This is a genomic window from Microbacterium sp. ZXX196, assembly GCF_009709595.1.
Lineage (GTDB): Bacteria > Actinomycetota > Actinomycetes > Actinomycetales > Microbacteriaceae > Microbacterium > Microbacterium excoecariae.
This window is the reverse complement of sequence record NZ_WMEE01000001.1, coordinates 290,257-310,841: the sequence shown is the minus strand read 5'-3', so window position 1 is coordinate 310,841 and position 20,585 is coordinate 290,257. Positions and strand designations below refer to the sequence as shown.

17 protein-coding genes are annotated in these 20,585 nt (G+C 73.7%); 9 read left to right on the top strand and 8 right to left on the bottom strand.

The features are described 5' to 3' along the window. The first annotated feature begins 49 nt into the window (after positions 1–49). Positions 50–1,249 (top strand): phosphotransferase, encoded by a 1,200-nt coding sequence (locus tag GJQ66_RS01370; RefSeq protein ID WP_155047547.1) that lies wholly within the window; start codon positions 50–52, stop codon positions 1,247–1,249. Here GJQ66_RS01370 and GJQ66_RS01365 read toward each other — a convergent pair. Further along, a complete protein-coding gene (locus GJQ66_RS01365; RefSeq protein WP_368732522.1) occupies positions 1,236–4,667 on the bottom strand; it encodes an ATP-dependent DNA helicase in 3,432 nt (1,143 codons plus the stop codon). The two genes, GJQ66_RS01370 and GJQ66_RS01365, sit on opposite strands and share 14 nt — an antisense overlap. Beyond that, positions 4,631–7,849 carry an ATP-dependent DNA helicase gene (locus GJQ66_RS01360; RefSeq protein ID WP_155047545.1) on the bottom strand — a complete coding sequence of 1,073 codons (3,219 nt, stop codon included), beginning with the start codon at positions 7,847–7,849 and terminating at the stop codon, positions 4,631–4,633. Before GJQ66_RS01360 ends, GJQ66_RS01365 begins: the two co-directional genes overlap by 37 nt. 143 nt (positions 7,850–7,992) lie before the next feature. On the opposite strand from GJQ66_RS01360, the gene GJQ66_RS01355 reads away from it, so the two are divergent. Then, positions 7,993–8,214, top strand: coding sequence for a DUF3107 domain-containing protein (locus GJQ66_RS01355; RefSeq protein WP_338100775.1), 222 nt, complete (start codon positions 7,993–7,995; stop codon positions 8,212–8,214). Between the two features lie 12 nt (positions 8,215–8,226). Here GJQ66_RS01355 and GJQ66_RS01350 read toward each other — a convergent pair whose 3' ends face one another. Continuing rightward, positions 8,227–9,138: a ferritin-like fold-containing protein gene (locus GJQ66_RS01350; protein ID WP_230379190.1), complete on the bottom strand. Its 912-nt coding sequence runs from the start codon at positions 9,136–9,138 to the stop codon at positions 8,227–8,229. On the opposite strand from GJQ66_RS01350, the gene GJQ66_RS01345 reads away from it, so the two are divergent. From GJQ66_RS01345 to GJQ66_RS01335, 3 genes are all read left to right on the top strand, one after another. Beyond that, positions 9,132–10,535 (top strand): DEAD/DEAH box helicase, encoded by a 1,404-nt coding sequence (locus GJQ66_RS01345; protein ID WP_155047544.1) that lies wholly within the window; start codon positions 9,132–9,134, stop codon positions 10,533–10,535. The two genes, GJQ66_RS01350 and GJQ66_RS01345, sit on opposite strands and share 7 nt — an antisense overlap. Positions 10,536–10,604: 69 nt before the next feature. Further along, on the top strand, positions 10,605–11,663 hold the full coding sequence (locus tag GJQ66_RS01340; protein WP_155047543.1) for an endonuclease/exonuclease/phosphatase family protein: 1,059 nt from the start codon (positions 10,605–10,607) through the stop codon (positions 11,661–11,663). A gap of 38 nt (positions 11,664–11,701) precedes the next feature. Further along, the gene (locus GJQ66_RS01335) at positions 11,702–13,102 is read left to right on the top strand and encodes an aminopeptidase P family protein (RefSeq protein WP_155047542.1); all 1,401 of its coding nucleotides are present in this window, start codon (positions 11,702–11,704) and stop codon (positions 13,100–13,102) included. Here the strand turns inward: GJQ66_RS01335 and GJQ66_RS01330 are convergent. Continuing rightward, positions 13,087–13,770, bottom strand: a complete 684-nt coding sequence (locus tag GJQ66_RS01330) for a general stress protein (protein ID WP_155047541.1) — start codon at positions 13,768–13,770, stop codon at positions 13,087–13,089. The genes GJQ66_RS01335 and GJQ66_RS01330 overlap by 16 nt on opposite strands. 116 nt (positions 13,771–13,886) lie before the next feature. Between GJQ66_RS01330 and GJQ66_RS01325 the strand changes: the two genes are divergently transcribed. The 3 genes from GJQ66_RS01325 to GJQ66_RS01315 are packed head-to-tail and all read left to right on the top strand — an operon-like array spanning position 13,887 to position 16,791. Beyond that, the gene (locus tag GJQ66_RS01325) at positions 13,887–15,173 is read left to right on the top strand and encodes a CBS domain-containing protein (RefSeq protein ID WP_368732521.1); all 1,287 of its coding nucleotides are present in this window, start codon (positions 13,887–13,889) and stop codon (positions 15,171–15,173) included. Continuing rightward, the gene (locus tag GJQ66_RS01320) at positions 15,173–15,646 is read left to right on the top strand and encodes a DUF1003 domain-containing protein (RefSeq protein ID WP_155047539.1); all 474 of its coding nucleotides are present in this window, start codon (positions 15,173–15,175) and stop codon (positions 15,644–15,646) included. Before GJQ66_RS01325 ends, GJQ66_RS01320 begins: the two co-directional genes overlap by 1 nt. Then, positions 15,643–16,791 carry an Mrp/NBP35 family ATP-binding protein gene (locus GJQ66_RS01315; protein ID WP_368732520.1) on the top strand — a complete coding sequence of 383 codons (1,149 nt, stop codon included), beginning with the start codon at positions 15,643–15,645 and terminating at the stop codon, positions 16,789–16,791. The genes GJQ66_RS01320 and GJQ66_RS01315 overlap by 4 nt, the downstream gene beginning before the upstream one ends. An 11-nt stretch (positions 16,792–16,802) precedes the next feature. Here GJQ66_RS01315 and GJQ66_RS01310 read toward each other — a convergent pair whose 3' ends face one another. Beyond that, positions 16,803–17,174 (bottom strand): twin-arginine translocase TatA/TatE family subunit, encoded by a 372-nt coding sequence (locus GJQ66_RS01310; RefSeq protein ID WP_155047538.1) that lies wholly within the window; start codon positions 17,172–17,174, stop codon positions 16,803–16,805. Between the two features lie 74 nt (positions 17,175–17,248). On the opposite strand from GJQ66_RS01310, the gene GJQ66_RS01305 reads away from it, so the two are divergent. Beyond that, positions 17,249–17,893 (top strand): O-methyltransferase, encoded by a 645-nt coding sequence (locus GJQ66_RS01305; protein ID WP_155047537.1) that lies wholly within the window; start codon positions 17,249–17,251, stop codon positions 17,891–17,893. Positions 17,894–17,956: 63 nt separating this feature from the next. Here GJQ66_RS01305 and GJQ66_RS01300 read toward each other — a convergent pair whose 3' ends face one another. From GJQ66_RS01300 to dapE, 3 genes are all read right to left on the bottom strand, one after another. Continuing rightward, complete coding sequence (locus tag GJQ66_RS01300) at positions 17,957–18,130, bottom strand: DUF3117 domain-containing protein (RefSeq protein ID WP_155047536.1); 174 nt, start codon at positions 18,128–18,130, stop codon at positions 17,957–17,959. Between the two features lie 100 nt (positions 18,131–18,230). Next, a complete protein-coding gene (locus GJQ66_RS01295; RefSeq protein ID WP_368732519.1) occupies positions 18,231–19,490 on the bottom strand; it encodes a hypothetical protein in 1,260 nt (419 codons plus the stop codon). Then, positions 19,472–20,542, bottom strand: coding sequence for a succinyl-diaminopimelate desuccinylase (gene dapE / locus GJQ66_RS01290; protein WP_155047535.1), 1,071 nt, complete (start codon positions 20,540–20,542; stop codon positions 19,472–19,474). The genes GJQ66_RS01295 and dapE overlap by 19 nt, the downstream gene beginning before the upstream one ends. Between the last annotated feature and the right edge of the window lie 43 nt (positions 20,543–20,585).

Sequence of the window (20,585 nt, the reverse complement as noted above, 5' to 3'; positions counted from 1 at the left end):
GGGCGTGGCGTGGCGCCCGAGGCGGCCGCCGCAACCTAGTCTGGGCGGCATGGCACGCTCCCCCCTCACTCTAGCCGCGATGGCCACGACCGCCCTGCCGGACGTGGACATCAGGGGGGCTCGGGCGCTCACCGCCGGCGGATCCGGTCGCTTCGACTCGGCGGTCCTCACCCTCGCGTCCGGGTCGGAGCTCGCGGTGCGCGTCCCGACCGATGCCGCGGCCGCGCACGACGCGGAAGCCCAGCTGATCGCGCTCCGCGCCCTGACGCCAGGCGTTCGGGACCTGCTCCCGTTCGCGGCCGCGGAAATCGTCGGCACGGCGCCGCTCGAGGACGCGGGACGCGTCGTCGTGACGAGCTATCTCGACGGGTACCAGGTGGAAGCCGCGCAGGTCCCGGCGGGCCGCGGCGTCGCGGTCGAGATGGGCACCGCCCTGGCCGCGCTGCACGCACTACCGCCGTCCGTCGTGCGCGCGGCCGGGCTCCCCGAGCGCAGTCCTCGCGAGGCGCGAGACGCGCTGGAGCGCCTGCTCGACGTCGTGGGGCGCTCGGGCCGCGTGCCGGTGCGCCTCATGGTGCGCTGGCGCGAGGCCGTGGAGGACGACCGCGTGTGGGGGTACGAGAGCGCCGTCACCCTCGGTGGCGCCCACGCGACGTCCTTCGTCTTCCGCGACGACGCGCACGGCGTCCCGCGCGTCGCGGGTCTTCTCGACTGGCAGGGGCTGCAGATGGGCGACCCCGCCCTCGATCTGCACTGGACGGAGTCCGCGCCCCACGCAGCGCACGACGTGTTCGCGGCGTACCGGGCGTCCTCCGTGCGGTCCCCCGATCGCGCTCTCCGGACCCGCGCCCGGCTCCACGCCGAGCTCGAGTTCGCACGCTGGCTTGCGCACGGCATCGAGAGCCACGACGCCGCCGTCATCGACGATGCCGCCGGCCTCCTGGACGCGCTCTCGGGCGGCATCGGAGACGACCCGCTCCTCGCCGGACTGGAGGGCGCCGGCGGCGCCGACGTGAGCGAGGCGATCGCGCTCCTCGACCGCGTGCCGCGCGGCCCGCGCGACGCGGCGGACACGTCGATTCACACCGACGCATTCGATCCGGAGGAGCTGTCGCTCCACGCCGACGAGCGCTGGGACGCGGCGCCCGCGCGCGGCGCCGGATCCGACGACACGCAGCCGCTCGAGGCGGGCGCGTCGGACGAGACCCAACCGCTCGCCTCGCCCGACGACGGGTCTACCGCTCGGTAGCCTCACCCCGCGCGCTCCGCCACCGCGCGACGAGCTCCTCCTCGCCCAGCGGCTCGTCGTCGCGCAGCACCAACTCGTCGGCCACGTAAAACAGGGCCACGTCGATGTCCGCGAGCGGCACGCCGTGCCGGCGGTGGTACGCAAGCCGATAGAGCCCGAGCTGGAGCATGCGGTCCTCGCGCTCGGCGACCGTCGCGGGCGCGCGCCCCGTCTTCCAGTCGACGATCTCGATACGCCCGCCGCGATCGTCTCGCCGGTAGACCGCGTCGAGCTTGCAGATGATGACCCGCGGCCCGGTGCCCTCGAGGTCGAGCGTGAAGTCGACCTCCGTTTCCACCTCGAGCGGTTGGAGGTCCGCCCACTCGCTGCGCTCGAAGCTCGCGCGCAGGCGCGCGAGGGATCGCTCGTCCTCTGGCGACGCCGCGCGCGCGGCTCCCGGCCCACCCGCCTCGTCCTCGTCGATCTCCCACAGGGCGTCGTCCACGCCGCGCGGTGCGCCCGACACGCGCGAGCGCTCCTCGACCCACTGGTGGAACAGCGTGCCGAGCCGGGTCTGGCGGTAGGGCCGCTCGGGCATCGGCCGCAGCAGCTCGTCCAGCGTTCCCCGGAAGTCGGTCGCGAAGTCCTTGAACTTCGACGCGGCCACGCGCAGCGGCACCTCGCCCCGCGCGCCGCGGGCGGCCTCGGCCCGCTCCTCGAGCAGCGCCGCGAGCTCCGGCGACGGCGGCGCCGCGGGCGCCGCGGCGGCCTCGGCGGCGGCTCTGCGCACCCCCTCGGCGCGCGCCCCGAGGGGGTCGAGCGGCCAGGCGACGTCCTCCCCGGCGCCCTCGTACGGATTGGGCTCCTCGGGGTCGGCCGGCGGGATCTCGCCCCGCCCGAGCTCCTCCAGGATCTCGACGAGGAACCGGCTCGCCTCCCGCGGACGGGTGCCGCCCGACCAGCGAGACGCCGTCAGCAGGAGCGCGTTGCGCGCCCGCGTCACGGCGACGTAGGCCAGGCGACGCTCCTCGTCGCCCAGGTGCTCGCGGTTCGCCGCCTTGAAGTCCTCGAACGCCGCCTTTAGCTCCTTCTGCGCCGCGCGCTTGCCTGCGGCGTCCGCCGGGACGGACGGGGCGATCCACGCGAAGCGCGGGAGCGCGGCGGCGTCGCCCCGGAACGGGGTGGGGAGCTCCCCGAAGCGGAATCCCCCCAGCACCGACTGCGGGGTGCTGGGCGTCTCCCCCTCAACCAGGCGCACGACGGCCACGGCGTCCCATTCGAGACCCTTCGACCCGTGAATGGTCAGGAGCTGGACGACGCCAGGCTCGGGCGGTTCCGTGCGCGGGGCCAGATCGCCGCCCTTCTCGGCGTGCTCCAACCAGGCCAGCACGCTGCCGATCGTCCCCCGCTCGTCGACCGCGAGGAAGGCGCGCACCTCGTCCGCGAACGCGCGCAGCTGCGTGTCGGCGCCGCGGGCCGGGCCGCGCGATTCGTTCGCGGCGAGCTCGATATCGAGCAGGAGCTCCTGCTCGATCATCCGCAGGAGGTCGGGCAACGGCTGGCCGGCCGCGCGCCGCAGCCGGTCGAACATCGCCGCGGCCTCGCGCAGGCGCTCCCGGCCCTCGGGGGTGAAGCCGGCCAGCAAGCGATAGTCGTCGCGCAGCGTGCGAACCGCGTCGAGCGCGTCCACGATCGAGACCTGCTCGTCGAGGCCCGCGGATCCGCGCACCCGCTCGCGGAGTTCGGGGGGCAGCGGCGCGAGCCCCTGGTCGCGCCGCGCGAGCTCGCGCCCGAGGTCGTAGAGGGCGGCCATGTCGGCGAGCCCGACCGCGAACCGCGGCCCGACGAGAATCCGAATCAGCGCGGATCCCTGCGACGGGTCGTGCAGCACGCGGAGGGCGGCGACGACATCGGCGACCTCGGGGAGCCCCAGGAGGCCGCCCAGGCCCAGGATTCGGTGCGGCACGCCCGCCGCGCCGAGGGCGTGCGCGAAGGTCTGCATGTGGCGCTTGGTCCGGAACAGCACCGCCCCGGTGGGGGGCGTCGGCGCGGCAGCGCGCCGCTCTCGGAACCACTCGGCGACGGCGCGCGCCTCCTCGTCGACGGTCTTTTCCGCGCGGACATCGACCGCGTCGGCGTCCGCGCCCGGGCGCGGCGCAAGCTCGCCGACGGAGTCCTCCGCGAGGGGGCGCACGAGGCGATTCGCGGCGGCGAGCACGGTCGGCCCGTTGCGCCAGCTCGTCAGGAGCGCAAACCGCTGCGCGCGTCCATTCGCCGCGAAGTCCCGCGCGAACCCGTGGATGTTATCGGCGCTCGCCCCGCGCCATCCGTAGATCGCCTGGTTGGGGTCGCCGACCGCCATCACGGCGCTGTCGCGGAACAGGCTCGACAGCAGTCGCGTCTGCAGAACGGAGGTGTCCTGGTATTCGTCGAGCAGCACGACCCGGTGCTCGGCGCGTAGGCGGGCCACGACGTCGGGGGCCGCGTCGACGACGTCGAGGGCTCCCGAGACCTGATCGGAAAAGTCGAGAACGCCGCGGCGGCGCTTCTCCTCCGCGTACTCCCCGGCGAGGTCGAGCAGGACGGGCAACGTCGACAGCGCGGCGTGCGCGCGCTCCCAGTCCCGCGGGTTCGCGATCGCGGGATCCACGAACGGGGCCAGCTCCGCCGCCTGCCGCCGGGCGTGTCGCCGGACGGCCTCGGGCTCGGCACGGTTGTCGAGCAGCGCACCGGCGAGGTGCTGGATCGCGTCGGCGACTGACGGCAGCGCCGCGTCGACGTCGACGAGCGCGGCGTTCTGCGACCGGACCGCAACCTGACGGGCCAGCACCCACGCCGCCGACGCGCTCAGCATCCCCGCGTCGGGATCGCGCCCGATGCGCGCCGCGTTCTCGCGAACGATCGCGTCCGCGAAGGCGTTGTACGTGGACACGCGCGGTCGATCGAGCAGGGCGTCCAGCCCGCCGGGGCCTCCGTCCGGCGCCGTGCCGAACTCGCGCGCCAGGCGATCGAGGACCTCGCGGCGCACGGCGGGGCGCTGCGGCTCGGATGCGGCCTCGATTCTCGCGAACTCGGGGTGGGCCACCACCCGGTCCAGGTCGTCGAGAAGCCCGCGGTGCGCATACTCGTCGAGCTGATCGAGGCGGCGGGCGATCCTGTCCGCGAGCTCGCCGGCCGCCTTGCGCGTGAAGGTCAGCCCGAGGATCTCGTCGGCGCGCACGTGGCCGTTGGCGACGAGCCAGATCACGCGCGCCGACATGGTCTCGGTCTTGCCGCTCCCGGCGCCCGCAACGACGAGCGCGGGCGCGAGGTCGGCCTCGATGACCGCGCGCTGTTCCGCCGTCGGCCGGTGCAGGCCCAGGGCCAGGGCGAGCACCTCGGCCGACAGCCGGCGCGTGCCGTTCATGCGCTGACCGCCGGGATGGTGTGGATCCTGCACACGGGTTCGAGTCTCTCCTTCTGACAGTGGTCGCCGACGGCGGCCCGGAAGCTCGCCGCCGACATGCCCCGCGCGGTCTCGACGACGCGGCGGAGGAATGCGGCGCGCGCCTCGCCCGCCAGGGCGTGCTGGTGTGCCACGCGGTAGGGGCTGTCCTTCAGCGTTCGCGAGACGACGACGAGGCGCGCCCCGGCCAGGTCCTCGGGAGAGGCGCCGGGGATCAGCCCGGCCTCGACCGCGAGCTGATAGGCCGCGAGCTGCGCATCGTCCGCGACGCTCGCGTCCGACACGCGGGCCTCGCTCTTCCCGCTCTTGAGATCGGCCACGACCACCCGGCCCGCGCCCGCGCCGCCGCGGGCGCGCATCGCCTCGAACCCGCGGGCGCGCGCCGGGGCGTGTTCCCCCGCCGCGGCCGGATACTCCTCGACGCGGTCGATGACCCCGGACACCAGGGCGTGACCCGACGCCCTGGCCTCGTCTCCCGTCACGAGGTCGCCGCTCGCCAGAGCGACGCCGTACCGGAACTCGGCCTCCGCGGCGAGGGCACGTCCGCCCTCCGCTCCGGTGCGCTGGAGGTAGGCGTCGAGGCTGGCGAGGTAGGAGTCCATGCGGCGGCGCTCCGCCGCCGCGATCCACGGGGTCTCGAAGTCGAGCTCGCCCCACCTCTCCTCAACCACAGCGGTCAGCGCCTCGATGCCGCCGTCGGGCACGCGCTCGAGCGCGGCGTGCAGGATCGTCCCGAGGCCCGCGCTCGGCGACGTGACGGTGTCGCCGCCGAGCGCACGGACCGCCCACTCGAGCCCGCAGGTGTCGAAGGCATCGATCTGCGAGGGCGAGACCGGAACGGCCGCCGCCTCCGGGTCTCGGATTCCGCGCGCGGTGGTCGGCGTGCGCACCCCGTACCACCCCTCAGGATCGGCCCCGGCGACGCCGGCCCGAGCGAGGGCCGCGAGCTGCCCCGCCGCGTCCGCCCGATGAGACGCGTCGTCGGACGTCGTCAGCGTGCGACGGTGGCGCGCGACGAGGCCGCGCAGCGTGTGCGGGAACTCATCGCCGTCGCGCGCGGGCGTTGGATCCGGGAGGCCGGCGCAGAGCGGGCTGGGCGCGGCGTCCTCGTCGGAGACCGCCGTCACGATGAGGCGAGAGCGCGCGCGAGAAACGGCGCGCACGAACAACCGCATCTCGTCGTGCAGCGCCTCGCGGCGGCGTTCCCGCATGTCGTCGGCCTCCGGGAGCTCGGTGCCCGCGCGAAGCGCCGCAATACCGTCCACCAGCCGCCAGGATCCGAGCATCCCCCCGCGCGGACGGAGATTGGGCCACACGCCGTCCTGCAGCCCAGCGATCACCACGGTGTCGAACTCGGTCGACAGCGCGTTCGCGGGCGTGAGTAGCTCGACCGTCGCGCCCCGATCGGGCGCCAGGAGCGTGTCCTCGGGAACGTCGCTCTCCAGGACCTCCCGCACGAACCGCGCGGGGCGATCGTGCGGGTTGCGCTCGATCGACCGCTTGGCCGCGGCGAACAGGGCGACCAGCGCGTCCAGCCCCCGCGCCACGTCCGACGCCGTCGGCCCGGAGCCCGTCGCCTGGGCGCGCCACGACTCGCTCACGCGGCGGCCGTCGAGCCCCCGCGCGCGGTCCCACACGAGCCAGAGCAGGTCGTGAACGGTCGCACCGCGCGCGGACTGCGCCGCCACCTCCCCCAGCGTCGCCGCGAGGCGCTCGGCCGATCGGCCCTCGGCCGTGTCTACGGCCCCGAAGGCCGCCGGCCGGGCGAAGCCTTCGCGGAGCAGCTCGCGCGCGGATCGCGTGCCGCCCTGCGCGAGCTCCTGGTGCCGCAACGCGGCGCGAAGGCGTCGGAGCGCGACCCCCGAGAATCCGCCGAACGGCGACCGGAGCGCGTCGACCAGGGCCTCGTCGCCGCGTACCTCCGGCGCCGCCATTCCGAGCTGGACGATCTCGAGGATCTGCCGCACCGCGGGCTCCTCCCCGAGGGGCCTCGGGGACCCGCCGGCGCGCGTCGGCACGTCCCGCGCCGCGAGCTCGGCGTCGAGCTGGACGATCTGGCGCGTGTCGTGGGCGATGACGGCGATGCGGTCCCACGGCACGCCCTCGATCAGGTGCAGCTCGCGCAGGCGCCGGGCGATCCGGTCGGCCTCCTCGGCGCGCGATCGCGCGACGAGGACCGAGACCCGGCCGCTGTCCTCGGGCTCTGGTCCGGGAGCGACGCGATGGTCGACCGTCCCGCCGGCGCCGATCGACTGCGTCAGCCGCCGGACGTGCCACGCCAGCTCGGGGGCCTGGCGGTGGGCGTTCCGGAGCACCCGCACGTCGCCAAGATCCCGCACCAGTCCGGCGAACAGATCGGGGGTTACGCCGCGAAAGGCGCCGGACGCGATGTCCGGATCGCCCGCCGCGACGACCGCCACGCCGCGCGCGCGGAGCGCGGCGACGAGCGCCACGCCGCCCCGCGTGAGTTCTTGGGCGTCGTCGACGAGCACCGCGCGTAGCCGCGCGAGCCAGGGCAGCGGATCCGGCCCGTTGAGGACGCGCACGGCCTCGGCGAGCAGCTCGGCCGCGTCGCGCGCGTTCGTGCGCAGGGACGCGAGCGCGTCGGCGTAATCCGAGAAGAGCGCGGCCACCGGCTCCCACGCGCCGCTGGCCGCCTGCGCGAGCTCGTCGCGGGTCGCATCGAGCTCGACCGCCTGGTCGAGCATCGCCCGAAGCTCCGATCGAAACTCGCGCGAGCGGCGCACCGTGACGCCGAGGTGCTCGGGCCAGGAGATCCGCGCGTCCTCGATGTCGCCCTCGATGAGGCTCGCGAGAATGCGGTCCTGCTCGGCGCCGGTGAGGAGCTCGGGCTCCGGCTCGCCGGCCGCGACGCACGCGGACCGCACGATCTGGAAGGCGAACGAGCCGACGGAGCGCGCCAGCGGACCCGGCGTCGCGCCACGCACGGCGAGCCCCAGCCGATCCCGTAGGCGCGTGGCCGAGGCGCGCGTCGGGGTGAGCACGAGCACCTGGTCCGGCCCGACCGTCGCCGGGTCGGCGCGCAGCAGCCGGGCGACGCGTGCGACGAGCACGGCGGTCTTCCCGCTCCCCGGGGCTCCCACGACCGCGGCGCTCGCCCCGACCGGCAGGTCGATAACCGAGCGCTGCTGGCGATCCCATGCGACGTGATCCATGGCCTCCACGCTAGAACGCCCCACCGACATCGCCTCCATCCAGACGTTCGCCCACAGCGTGCGCGGGCGCCGCGGCGCCGGGCCTGCCCTAGAGTGGTCAGGCGCCCCGATCGGGGCGGGCAGGGCGACGAAAGGCACGACCCGTGGATATTCGCATCGGCATGATGAACACCGGCCGCGAGCTCTCGTTCTCGTCGAACGAGACCGCGTCGGACATCGAGAAGAAGGTCGCGGACGCGATTTCCTCCGGATCCGCCGTGTCGTTCTCGGACGTCAAGGGACGCACCTATGTGGTCCCGTCCTCCGCGCTCGCGTTCGTCGAGGTCGGCGTCGAGGAGACCCGGCGCGTCGGCTTCGTCGCCTGACGAGGCGCCGCCCTACGCGGCGAGGCCGAGGTCGCCCATCCGCCGCGAGTGCGCCTGGAGCAAGGCCGTGAACACGGGTTCGACGCGCTGCTCGTCTTCCACGTCGAGCCGCGTCGGCCGAAGCGCGCCGCGCGCCACCAGGAGCGTGTCCCCCACGAGGCGCCGCGCCCACATAGACAGCAGCCCGCGCATCTCGGAATCGGACTCGATCGTCGCGCCGAGCAGGCGCGTGAGCTGGTCGCGATCCGGGTCCGCGCGGAGGATGCGCGCCGCGCGGCGACCGGTTTCGCCGTAGCTCGACGCGAGCGCGAGATAGAAGTCGTCCAGCATGCCCGCCGTGATATGGACGGTCAGCATGGTCTCCCGCGGGCGCGCGCCGAGCGTCTTCCCGCGGAACGCGTCGAGCGGCGCCTGGAAGGGGCGCATGGTCTCGGCCGGATCGAGCCCCCGCTCGCGGACGAGGTCGACGAGCGCGCGGTGCTTGCTCAGCGCGGCTCCCGCCGCCCGCGAGAGCGCGTCCTTCTCGTCGAGGTCGGGCGTGCGCCGAATCAGGCGCGTGAGCGTCTCGAAATAGCCCAGCTGCAGGTACGCGGCCTGGCCGAGAAACACCTCGACGTCGGGCGCGAGCTCGGCGAAGTCCACGCGCACGGCGTCGCCGGCCTCGCCCCGTGCGCGCAGGCGCAGGCGCCGGACCGGGCGCGGGCGTCGCCAGAAGAACCAGTTGACCACGCGAAGGATCCTATCCTCCGGCACCGCGAGGATCCGCCCGCGAACGACCTCGCGGTAGGCTGGTCCGGACCCGGCAACGGCCCGGGGCACCGCGCCTGTGGCAGTGACGAACGGGGCGTGGACCATCACGGCGGCGGTCGCCGCGCGCGGCAGGCGCGCCGCACCGCCGAGACAGGCGACAACCGCACATGACATCGTTCTCAGACCTCGGGGTCGATCAGGACATCGTCGACGTCCTCGCGGACAAGGGAATCCAGGACGCGTTCCCCATCCAGGAGCAGACGATTCCGATCTCCCTCCCCGGCCAGGACGTCATCGGCCAGGCGAAGACGGGTACGGGCAAGACCTTCGGGTTCGGCATCCCGGTCGTCCAGCGCCTCGGCGCGGATCCGGCACCGGGCGTCAAGGCCCTCATCGTCGTCCCGACGCGCGAGCTCGCGACGCAGGTCTTCGAGGACATGGACCTGCTCACGCGGGGCAGGCCGACGAGTGTCGTGGCGATCTACGGCGGCAAGGCCTACGAGGGACAGATCGAGCAGCTGCGCGCGGGCGCCCAGATCGTCGTGGGCACGCCCGGCCGCCTGATCGACCTCGCGAACCAGCGCCTCCTCGACCTCTCGAACGCCACCGAGGTCGTGCTCGACGAGGCCGACAAGATGCTGGACCTCGGGTTCCTCGCGGACATCGAGAAGATCTTCCAGAAGGTCGCGCCGCAGCGCCACACGCAGCTGTTCAGCGCGACGATGCCCGGCCCGATCGTCGCGCTGGCGCGCCGGTTCATGTCGAGCCCCATTCACATTCGCGCCTCAGACCCCGACGAGGGCCTCACCCAGGCCAACATCCGCCACGTCATCTACCGCGCGCACCAGCTCGACAAGGACGAGGTCATCGGGCGGATCCTGCAGGCCGAGGGCCGCGGCAAGACCGTGATTTTCACGCGCACGAAGCGCGCGGCGCAGCGCCTCGTCGACGAGCTCGGCGACCGGGGCTTCAGCGTGGGCGGGGTGCACGGCGACATGGGACAGGAGCAGCGCGAGCGTTCGATGGCCGCGTTCAAGGCGGGCAAGCGGGATGTCCTCGTGGCGACCGACGTCGCCGCGCGCGGCATCGACGTCAACGACGTCACCCACGTGATCAACCACACGATCCCCGACGACGAGAAGACGTACCTCCACCGTGCGGGGCGCACCGGTCGCGCGGGCCGCGAGGGCACGGCCGTGACGTTCGTGGACTGGGACGACCTGCACAAGTGGGCGCTCATCAACCGCGCGCTGGACTTCGGTCAGCCCGAGCCGGTCGAGACGTACTCCACGAGCCCGCACCTGTACACCGATCTGAACATCCCGGAGGGGACGAAGGGCCGGATCGTCGACGCCCCGGAGAAGAAGTCCGACGAGCGTCCGCGCGGCGAGTCGCGATCGCGGCGCCGCCCGCGGTCGCCCGAGGCGGGCGACGGCGAGCGCGCGCAGAAGGGCCCGGGCGAGGGCACGCACGACGGCGAGGGCAAGGAGCACCACGACGGCAAGCCCGCCGCGGCGCGCCGCCGTCGGCGGCGCCGGCGCTCCTCGGGCCAGACCCAGCAGGGCGCGTAGCGCCGCCGGACGCCGCCGGGGGCCGGGCATGCGCCGGCCCCCGGCGGCGTTCGCGTGAGACGAGGCGGAATGCGGATATTCCCAGGCGCCGTGCGTAGTGTCGCGAGCGTGCTGCGCTGGCTGGGAATCCTCATCACGGTTCTTTTTGCGTGCGCCGTCGCCGTCGTGACGTGGCCGCACTTCTTCGAGCTGGAAAGAACCCTCCCGTTCGCGCAGCTGGCGGCGCTCCGCGGCGGGACCGTCGCCGTGCTCGCCGCCCTCTCGGTCCTCTTCCTCCTGCTTGCCGCCGCGCGGCGGCTGCGGGGGTTCGCCCTCTCGATGGCCTTCGCCTGCGTCGTCGGCGCGATCTGCGGCGGCGTGACACTCGGCCTGCGCGGCTACGGATCCGCGTCGCTGCCGGACAAGACCGAGGCGAGCATCCGGGTGATGACGTGGAACACGGCCGGCAACGCGGCCGGGGCGGACACCATCGCGCAGACCGCGGCCGCGATCGAGGCCGACATCGTCGTCCTCCCCGAGACCGCGGAGGGCGTGGGCGAGGAGGTCGCCGTCCTCATGCGCGACCTCGGACAGCCTATGTGGGTGCACAACGAGACCTACAACGAGGAGGTCGAGCTGGGGCCCCAGGCGTGGCAAACGACCATCCTCATCTCCCCGGAGCTCGGCGACTACTCGGTCATCGACGCCTCCGACGACGGGACGACGATGCTCCCGACCGCCGTCGCCATGCCCGTGTCCGGGGACGGGCCCATCATCGTCGCGGCGCACGCAGTCGCCCCGCAGCCGCAGTACATGAGCGCGTGGCGCAGCGACCTGCGATGGCTGGCCGACCAGTGCGTCGACGGCAACGTCATCCTCGCCGGCGACTTCAACGCCACGCTCGACAACATGGCCGGCCTCGGCGAGTCGGGCCACGACATGGGCTGGTGCACCGACTCCGCCGCCGCGACGGGCAACGGCGCCGTCGGCACCTGGCCCGCGAGCGTGCCCTCGATCCTCGGCGCGCCGATCGACCACGTCATGGCGTCCGACGCGTGGGAGACGACGGGATCCGTCGTGCTCACGACCCTCGACGACGCGGGTAGCGACCACCGGCCGCTCGTCGTGCAGCTCGAACCCGCGAGCTGACCGGGCGCGGGCGCTCCGGCCGGTGAGAGACTGGACAGATGACGTCCACGGATCAGAAGACCGAAGACGGCGCGGATACCAACACCAACCGCCGTCAGCCCTACCCCCAGGGATTCCTCGACACGATCGGAACCGGCTGGGCCGCGCGCGACGAGACGCTGCCCCCCGAGCGGCCCCAGGCGCCCTTCGCGCTCGCGCGGCGCGCCGCCCTCAGCGCGCAGTTCGCCGGAAAGCGCCTCGTGATCCCCGCCGGAGGGTTCGCCCAGCGCAGCAACGACACCGACTTCCCGTTCCGCGCGCACTCCGCGTTCGCCCACCTCACGGGGTGGGGATCCGACGCCGTCGCGGACTCCGTGCTCCTGTTCGAGCCGGCCGGATCCGGCCACGACGTGACGCTGTTCCTGCGGGACCGCGCGACGCGCGAGACCGAGGAGTTCTATCGCGACGCGACGATCGGCGAGTTCTGGGTCGGCCCGCGTCCCTCGCTGGCCGCCGTCGCCGCCGATCTCGGCATCGCGACCGCGCCGCTCGATACCCTCGAGCGCACGCCCGACGATCTCGTCGTCGGCGAGCACGACGGGCTCACGAGCGCGGTCTCGGAGCTGCGCCTCGTCAAGGACGCGTACGAGATCGAGCAGCTGCAGCTCGCGGTGGACACGACGGCCCGCGGCTTTGACGACATCGTGCGCGAGCTGCCGCGCATCGTCGAGCACCCGCGCGGCGAGCGGGTCGTCGAGGGGGTGTTCCACCTGCGCGCCCGCAGCGACGGCAACTGGGAGGGGTACGACACGATCGCCGCCTCCGGCCCCCACGCGTGCTACCTGCACTGGACCCGCAACGACGGCGCCGTCCTGCCGGGCGACCTCATCCTCGTTGACGCCGGCGTCGAGGTCGACAGCCTCTACACCGCCGACATCACGCGCACCCTGCCCGTCAGCGGCACGTTCACGCCGATCCAGCGCCGAATCTATGAGGCCGTCCGCGAGGCCGCCGACGCCGCGTTCGCCGCCGCCCGCCCGGGGATGCGCTTCCGCGAGCTGCACGACACGGCCATGGACGTCATCGCGCGCCGCACGGCCGAATGGGGGCTGCTGCCCGTGAGCGCCCAGGAGGCGCTCGACGCCGACCGCGGCGGCCACCAGCGCCGGTACATGGTGCACGGCACGAGCCACCACCTCGGCCTCGACGTGCACGACTGCGCGCAGGCGCGCCGCGAGATGTACTACGAGGGCGTCGTCGAGCCGGGCATGGTGTTCACGATCGAGCCGGGGCTGTACTTCCAGATCGACGACGAGACCGTACCGGCCGAGTACCGCGGCATCGGCGTGCGGATCGAGGACGACATCCTTATGACCGAGGACGGCCCCGTGAACCTCTCGGCCGGCATCCCGCGCACGGCCGACGAGATCGAGGCCTGGCTGGCTCAGTCCCGCGGCTGATCCGGCGCGCCCCGGTCTGCGCCGTCGCCGCCCGCGTCGCTCGCCGCCTGCGCCTCCGGCGCGGGCGGCGTCTCGCGTGTGGCCGGCGGGATCGCCTCGTCGGCGGCGGGCGCATGGGCCTGATCGGTCTGCTGATCGCTCAGGCGGATCCCGTAGCGCGGCGGCTCCGTGGAGCCCGGCTGCGCGACGACCGTCCGGGGGCGTTTCGTCGTGCCGAGGAGGCGCCGGGACTCGGCCACCTGCGGCGCGGACACGGCCACCTCGTAGTGGTCCGCGGCGACCGTCATGACGCTCGCGAAGTCGCGCCGGCGCCGCACGATCGAATAGCTCAGGAGCCGAAAGAGCATCCCGAGCCCCACGCCGATGAGAATGACGCCGCCCATGGTCGCGAGCGGCACGTCCGGCACCCAGATCACGGTAAACGCCGCGAACAGCAGGCCGAGCATGACGCCGTTGAGCGCGCCCTGCCACGCCGACTGCGCCCAGCCGAGGCGCCCCGTGACCTTCTCGACCGAGCGCAGTGCCGTGCCGACAATCGCGATGTCCCGCGCCGGCACGCTGTTCTCGATGAGCATCGACACGGCCTTCTGCGCACCCTCGTACGTGGTGAAGGTGGCGACTGTCTCGCCGACCTCGGGCGTGCGGCCGCGCGCGTTCATCATGGTCATGAGGCGATTGTCCCACGGCGTGCGCGGCCCACGACGCGATCGCGCTCTGGGCGAACGGCGCGGGGCGCGCGACGGGACCGGAGCGGATCCGCGGCTCACGCCGTTACGCTGGCCTGGTGAGCACGCAGAGGGTTTTCGTCGGGCGCCTGGCCGGGTGCCCCGTCTTCGACCCGGCGGGCGACCGCCTGGGCAAGGTCCGCGACGTCGTGGTCGTCTATCGCAGCGCCGGCGCGCCGCGCGTGATCGGCCTCGTCCTCGAGATCCCGGGCCGCAGACAGGTCTTCGTCTCGATCGGCCGCGTGACGTCGATCGCGCAGGGCCAGGTCATCACGACGGGGCTCATCAACGTGCGTCGCTTCCAGCCGCGGGCCGACGAACGGCGCATCATGGCCGAGATCATCGGCAGGCGGGTCGAGCTCCGCTCCGGCGAGGGATCCGCCACGATCGAGGACGTCGGAATCGAGCCGAGCCGCATCGGCGAGTGGTCCGTCTCCCAGCTCTTCCTGCGGCGGCCCCGCACGAGCGGATCCCCGTTCTCCAAGGGCCCGACGACCTTCGCGCGGTGGGCCGAGGTGATCGAGCAGAAGGCTCCCGGCGAGGCACAGTCGGCCGAGCATCTCGCGCAGAGCTTCGCGGAGCTGCGCCCCGCGGACCTCGCCAACACGCTGCTCGACCTGCCGACCGAACGCATGATCGAGGTGGTCGCGGAACTCAGCGACGCGCGTCTCGCCGACGCCCTCGAGGAAATGCCCGAGGAGGAGCAGGTGCAGATCCTGGAGGCGATCGGCGACGAGCGCGCCGCCGACGTGCTCGACGCGATGGACCCCGACGATGCCGCGGACGTCCTGGCCGAGCTGAGCGACGAGCGCAGCGAGGAGCTCCTCCAGATGATGGAGCCGGACGAGGCGGACGATGTGCGCCTCATCCTGCGATACGGATCCGACACGGCCGGCGGTCTGATGACCACGGAGCCGCTGATCCTGCCCGCCGACGCGACGATCGCCGAGGCGTTGGCCCACATCCGCCGCCACGAGCTGCACCCCGCGCTGGCCGCGAGCGTCTACGTCACGCTCCCGCCCTACGAGACCCCGACGGGCCGCTACCTCGGCGCCGTACACTTCCAGCGCATGCTGCGCTACCCGCCGCACGAGCGCATCGGCGCGATCCTCGACGACTCGCTCGAGCCCGTGCAGGCCACGGCGCCGGCGGCCGAGGTCGCGCGGCGGCTCGCGAGCTACGACCTCGTCTCGATGCCGGTCGCCGACCCCGCGCACCGCCTGCTCGGCGCCGTCACCGTCGATGACATGCTCGACTTCCTCCTCCCCGACGACTGGCGTTCGCACGACGAGGACGATCCCCTCCCGGCGACCGCCACCGGCGCGATTCGAACGGAGCGTGCGTGATGGCCGCGCCGCAGGACCGCGGATTCGCGCGCGGGCGCCGGCCGGCGCTCGGCGACGACGCGCCGCGCACCAGCGATCGTTTCGGGCGCGCGACCGAGTGGGTCGCGCGGGCGATGGGAACGCCCTGGTTCCTCGTGATCCTCACGCTGTTCTGTGCGGCGTGGATGGCCTGGAACACGATCGCGCCGCTGGAGTGGCGATTCGACTCCGCCGCGATCGGGTTCACGGCGCTCACGCTGCTGCTGTCGTTGCAGGCGTCCTACGCCGCGCCCCTGATCCTCCTGGCGCAGAACCGCCAGGACGACCGTGACCGGGTGGCCCTGGAACAGGACCGCCAGCGCGCCGAGCGCAACCTCGCCGACACGGAGTATCTCGCCCGCGAGATCGCGTCGGTGCGCCTCACGCTGGAGGCGCTCGAGAAGACGCTCCGCGAGCTCGACGCGCCGCATCGCCGCAGGAAGGACGACGCGTGACGGACTCTCCCCTCGCCGACCGCGTCCGCGCGGCCGTCGGCCGCGTCACGGATCCGGAGCTGCGCCGGCCGCTGTCCGAGCTCGACATGGTGCGCGGCGTGACCGCCGCCGGCGACGACGTGCGGGTCGAGATCGCGCTCACGATCGCGGGTTGCCCCGCCGCGGACCGGATCGAGCGGGACGTGCGCTCGGCCGCCGAGTCGGCGGCGCCCGGCGGATCCGTCACGATCGACGTCGGGGTTATGACGCCCGCCGAGCGCAAGGCGCTCACGGACCGCCTGAAGGGCCCGGGGCGCCGCAACCCCTTCGGCGAGGGCACGCTCACCCGTGTGATCGCGGTCACGAGCGGCAAGGGCGGCGTCGGCAAGTCCACGGTCACGGCGAACCTCGCGGTGGCGCTGGCCCGCCTCGGGCTGAAGGTCGGCCTGGTCGACGCCGACGTACACGGGTTCTCGATCCCACAGCTCCTCGGCCTCGTCCGGGACGGCGAGGCGCCCTCCCCCACCCAGGTCGGCGACATGATCCTGCCGCCCGTCGCGCACGACGTGAAGACGATCTCGATCGGCATGTTCCTGAAGCAGTCGGACGGATCCTCCCCGGGCGCCGTGATGTGGCGCGGGCCCATGCTGCATCGCACGCTCGAGCAGTTCCTCACCGACGTCTATTTCGGCGACCTGGACGTCCTGCTCCTCGACATGCCGCCGGGGACCGGCGACATCGCCATCTCGGCCGGGCATCTCCTCCCGGGCGCCGAGGTCCTCGTCGTCACCACGCCCCAGGCGGCGGCCAGCGACGTCGCGATCCGCTCGGGCCTCGTCGCGCGCCAGGTCGGACAGCGCGTCGTCGGGGTCGTCGAGAACATGGCGGCCATGCCGCTCCCGGACGGAACGACGCTCGACCTGTTCGGGTCCGGCGGCGGCGGCGAGGTCGCGCGCGCTCTCTCCGAGGGCGTGGAGGAGGCCGTCAAGGTCCTCGCCTCCATCCCCCTCAGCCCCGCCCTGCGTGAGGCCGGCGACGCCGGGGAGCCCGTCGTCGTGTCGCACCCGGACGACGCCGCGGCGCGAGCGATCGAGTCGCTCGCGGCGCGCATCGCGTCGGGGGGCCGCCGGCTCGCGGGGCGAAAGCTGCCCGTCGCGACCGCCTGAGGGCGCTGCGGTCAGGTCGCCTCGTCGTCGAACGGCGGGGGCTCCTCGGAAGAGAACACCGTCGCCACGAGCGGGTCGGTCCGCGGGGGCGCGATGACGGCGGCGGGACGCGCGGACGCGGGCGCGTCGTCCTCCAGGAGCGCCTCGCGAATGATCCGGCGCGGGTCGTATTGCCGCGGATCGAGCTTTTGCCAGTCGACTTCGGAGAAGTCCTCGCCCATCTCGCTCTCGACGCGGGTACGCGCGCTCTGGACGTATTCCTTCGTGCGGCGCACGGCGCGCGCCAGCCACTCCGCGGCCTGCGGGAGGCGCTCGGGTCCGATCACGATCGCGGCGATGACCGCGATGATAATGATCTTTTCGATCGCGAACCCGTTGAACATGCCCTCCAGATTACTGCCCCCGCCCGGCGCGGCCTGTGAGCGACGTTTCCCCGCAGCGTCCTAGGCTGGGGATCATGAATGACAGCGCCATCGCCCGATTCGTCCGCGAGGCCGTCATCGAGCCCGACCACATCGCCCGCGCGCGTCAGCACGCGCTCGAGCTGGGCGCGGCTCCTGTCAGCCCCGCCGTCGGCGCGCAGTGCGCCGTGATCGCCGCGGCCTCGGGCGCGTCCGCGATCATCGAGGTCGGCACGGGCGCCGGCGTGTCCGGGCTCTGGCTGCTGCACGGCGCGCCGAGCGCCGTGCTCACCACGATCGACAAGGAGCCCGAGCACCTCGCCGCGGCTCGCGATGCGTTCTCGTTCGCGGGCGTGCCCGCGGCTCGGGCGCGGACGATCTCGGGGCGATCGGCCGACGTGCTCCCCCGCATGAACGAAGGCGCATACGACATCGTGCTCGTCGACGGCGATCCCGCCACCGTCATGGACGACGTCGCGCACGCGCTCCGGCTGGCGCGGGCCGGCGGCACCGTCCTCGTGCCGCGCGCGCTCGCGGGCGGCCGGGTCGCGGATCCGGTGGCGCGCGATGCGCACACGGCCGACATGCGCGCCCTCATCGCGGAGACGCTCGGCGCGACCGGCGTCATTGCCGCGCTCTCGCCCGCCGCAGAGGGTCTGTTGCAGATCACCACCACGACCGAGACGCGTCTCGCCCGCTGACGGGCGCACAAAAGGGCCGGATCCTCGAGCAGAGGATCCGGCCCTTTCCCAGTGCGAAACAGCTCAGGCTGCGTCCACGGCGGCGCCCAGCACGCTGTGGAGCTCCTTCGCCTCCTCGTCGTTGACGGAGACGACGAGACGCCCCCCGCCCTCGAGCGGAACGCGGACGATGATGAGGCGCCCCTCCTTGACGGCCTCCATGGGCCCGTCTCCGGTGCGCGGCTTCATAGCAGCCATTGGTGGCTCCCCTTCCGTAAGTGGTCTCCCCCATCTTATCGTTCGCTGGCCGTGCCCCCGCGCGCCTGCGGGCGCCGTGTCCGGCTGGCGCGGCCGCGCATCAGGGGACGAGGTAGAACGTATTCCCCCACCCGTACATGGCGTGGATCCACCAGAATTGCGCCGCGAGGCCGGCGCACAGCGCCGCGACGCGACCCGCGCGCGGGAGCGCGGCGGGCAGCACCGCGAGCGGCGCGAGCGGGAGGAGCAGGCGGATGACGCTCGATTGCGGGAAGAGGACGAGCACGAGGTACAGGGCGTAGCTGGCGCACCACAGGCGCGCCTCCGGCCCCAGCGCGCGAGCGGGCGGGAGGAAGAGCGCGATGGCGGTCGCGGCGGCGACGGCGATCGCGAGGCCCAGGAGGAGCCAGGCGGGCACGCCCCACAGGCCCGCCCAGATCGGGGCGGCCTGCGCCCACCCCTCGCCGGGCACGAACCCGGACGCCTCCGCGCCGACCCAGCCCCGGCGCCACGCGAGCTCGGTGTCGAAGTACGCGGATCCGCTGCCCGTCGCCAGCGCGGCCACGAGCGGCCACGCGAATCCGGCGGCCGTCCCGATCGCGCCGAGCGCGAGGGTGTGCCCGACCTCCGCCGCGCGCAGGCGCCGACGACGCCGGATCGCGAACCGCCAGACGCCGTACGCGCCGAGCGTGAGCGCCAGCGCGAGCTCCCCGGGCCGCGTGAACGCCGCGGCGGGCACGAGCACATAGAGCGGGCCCCAGCGCCCCGCTCGGAGCGCCACGAGCGCCCAGACGATGAGCGCGAGGAAGAGGGACTCGGCGTAGGCCACCTGGAACAGGAAGCCGAGCGGGCCCGCCGCGACGAACGCCACGCCCCACGTCGCCCGCGTCGAGCCGACCGCGGGCGCGAACAAGTGGTACAGGCCCAGGCAGGCCGCGTAGCCCGCCACGAGCGCGACGAGGGCCGCCGCCACCGCCCACGCGTCCGCCACGGCCCACACGTCCTCGGAACCCCATCCGGCCCCCGGCACGAGGGCGGCAAGCGCCCGCGCGAGGGACGGAAAAACGGGCAGGAAGGCCCACGCGTTCTGCTGCACGACCCCGGCGTCGTCCACCGGCAGCGTCGCGGGATACCCGTTCAGCGCGATCTCCCGGTACCACGCGCCGTCCCACCCGACGATGTAGTCGAGGAGGGACGGGTCCGGGCCGTGGCGCCCGTTCGCCGGCGCGAGCGCCGCGCTCGCGAGCGCACACAGCGTCGTGACGACCCGCGCGGCCGCGTAGAGGAGGGCGATCCGGCCGGCGGCGGAGAGGGCCGCTAGGCGCGATCCGAGCCTCCGCGTCAGCGGGCGGTCAACCACGCCCTGAGGCCCCGCTCGACGGCGTCGATCTGAGCGACGGGCACGCGCTCCTCGTCGTGATGCGCGAGCTGCGCGTCTCCCGGCCCGTAGTTGACCGCGGGGATCCCGAGCTCGCTGAAGCGGGCGACGTCGGTCCAGCCGTACTTGGGCGTCGCCACGCCGCCGGTCGCCTCGACGAAGGCGCGGGCGAGCGGCGCGTCGAGCCCGGGGCGCGCCCCCGGCGACAGGTCGGTGATCTCGACCTCGAAGCCCTCGAACACGCGGCGCACGTAGGCGACCGCCTCCTCGCCGGAGGCGCTGGGCGCGAACCGATAGTTGACCTCGACCTCGCACGCGTCCGGGATGACGTTGCCGGCGACGCCGCCGGAGATCCGGACCGCGCTGAGGCCCTCGCGATAGGCGAGGCCCTCGACGTCGATCGTCCGCGCCGAATACGACTGGAGGCGCTCGAGGATGGCCGCCGCGTGATGGATGGCGTTCTCCCCCATCCACCAGCGCGCGCTGTGCGCGCGCATCCCCTCCGTGCGCACGACAGCGCGCAGCGTCCCGTTGCAGCCGCCCTCGACGGATCCGTTCGAGGGCTCGCCGAGGATGGCGAAGTCGCCCGCGAGGAGTTCGGGACGCTCGCGCGCGATGCGACCGAGGCCGTTGCGCACGGCCTCGACCTCCTCGAGGTCGTACCAGACCCACGTGATGTCGACCGCGGGGTCGGTCAGCTCCGCCGCCAGCCGCAGCTGAACCGCGACGCCCGCCTTCATGTCGACCGTGCCGCGGCCCCAGATGACGTCGTCCCCGTCCTCCTGGATGAGGCGCGTGGGCACGTTGTCGTGGATCGGCACGGTGTCGATGTGCCCGGCGATCACGACCCGCCGCTCGCGTCCGAGGCGCGTGCGCGCGATGATCGCGTTGCCGTCGCGCACGACGTCGAGGTGCGCCAGGGGCCGCACGGCGGCCTCGATGAGACCCGCGAGCTCGGCTTCTTCGCCCGACACGCTCGGGACGTCGCAGAGGGCACGGGTGATGTCGGCGGAGCTGGCGGTGAGGTCGAGCATGCCCCCAGCCTAGGCGGCGCGCGGCGGACGGCTCGACCTCGGT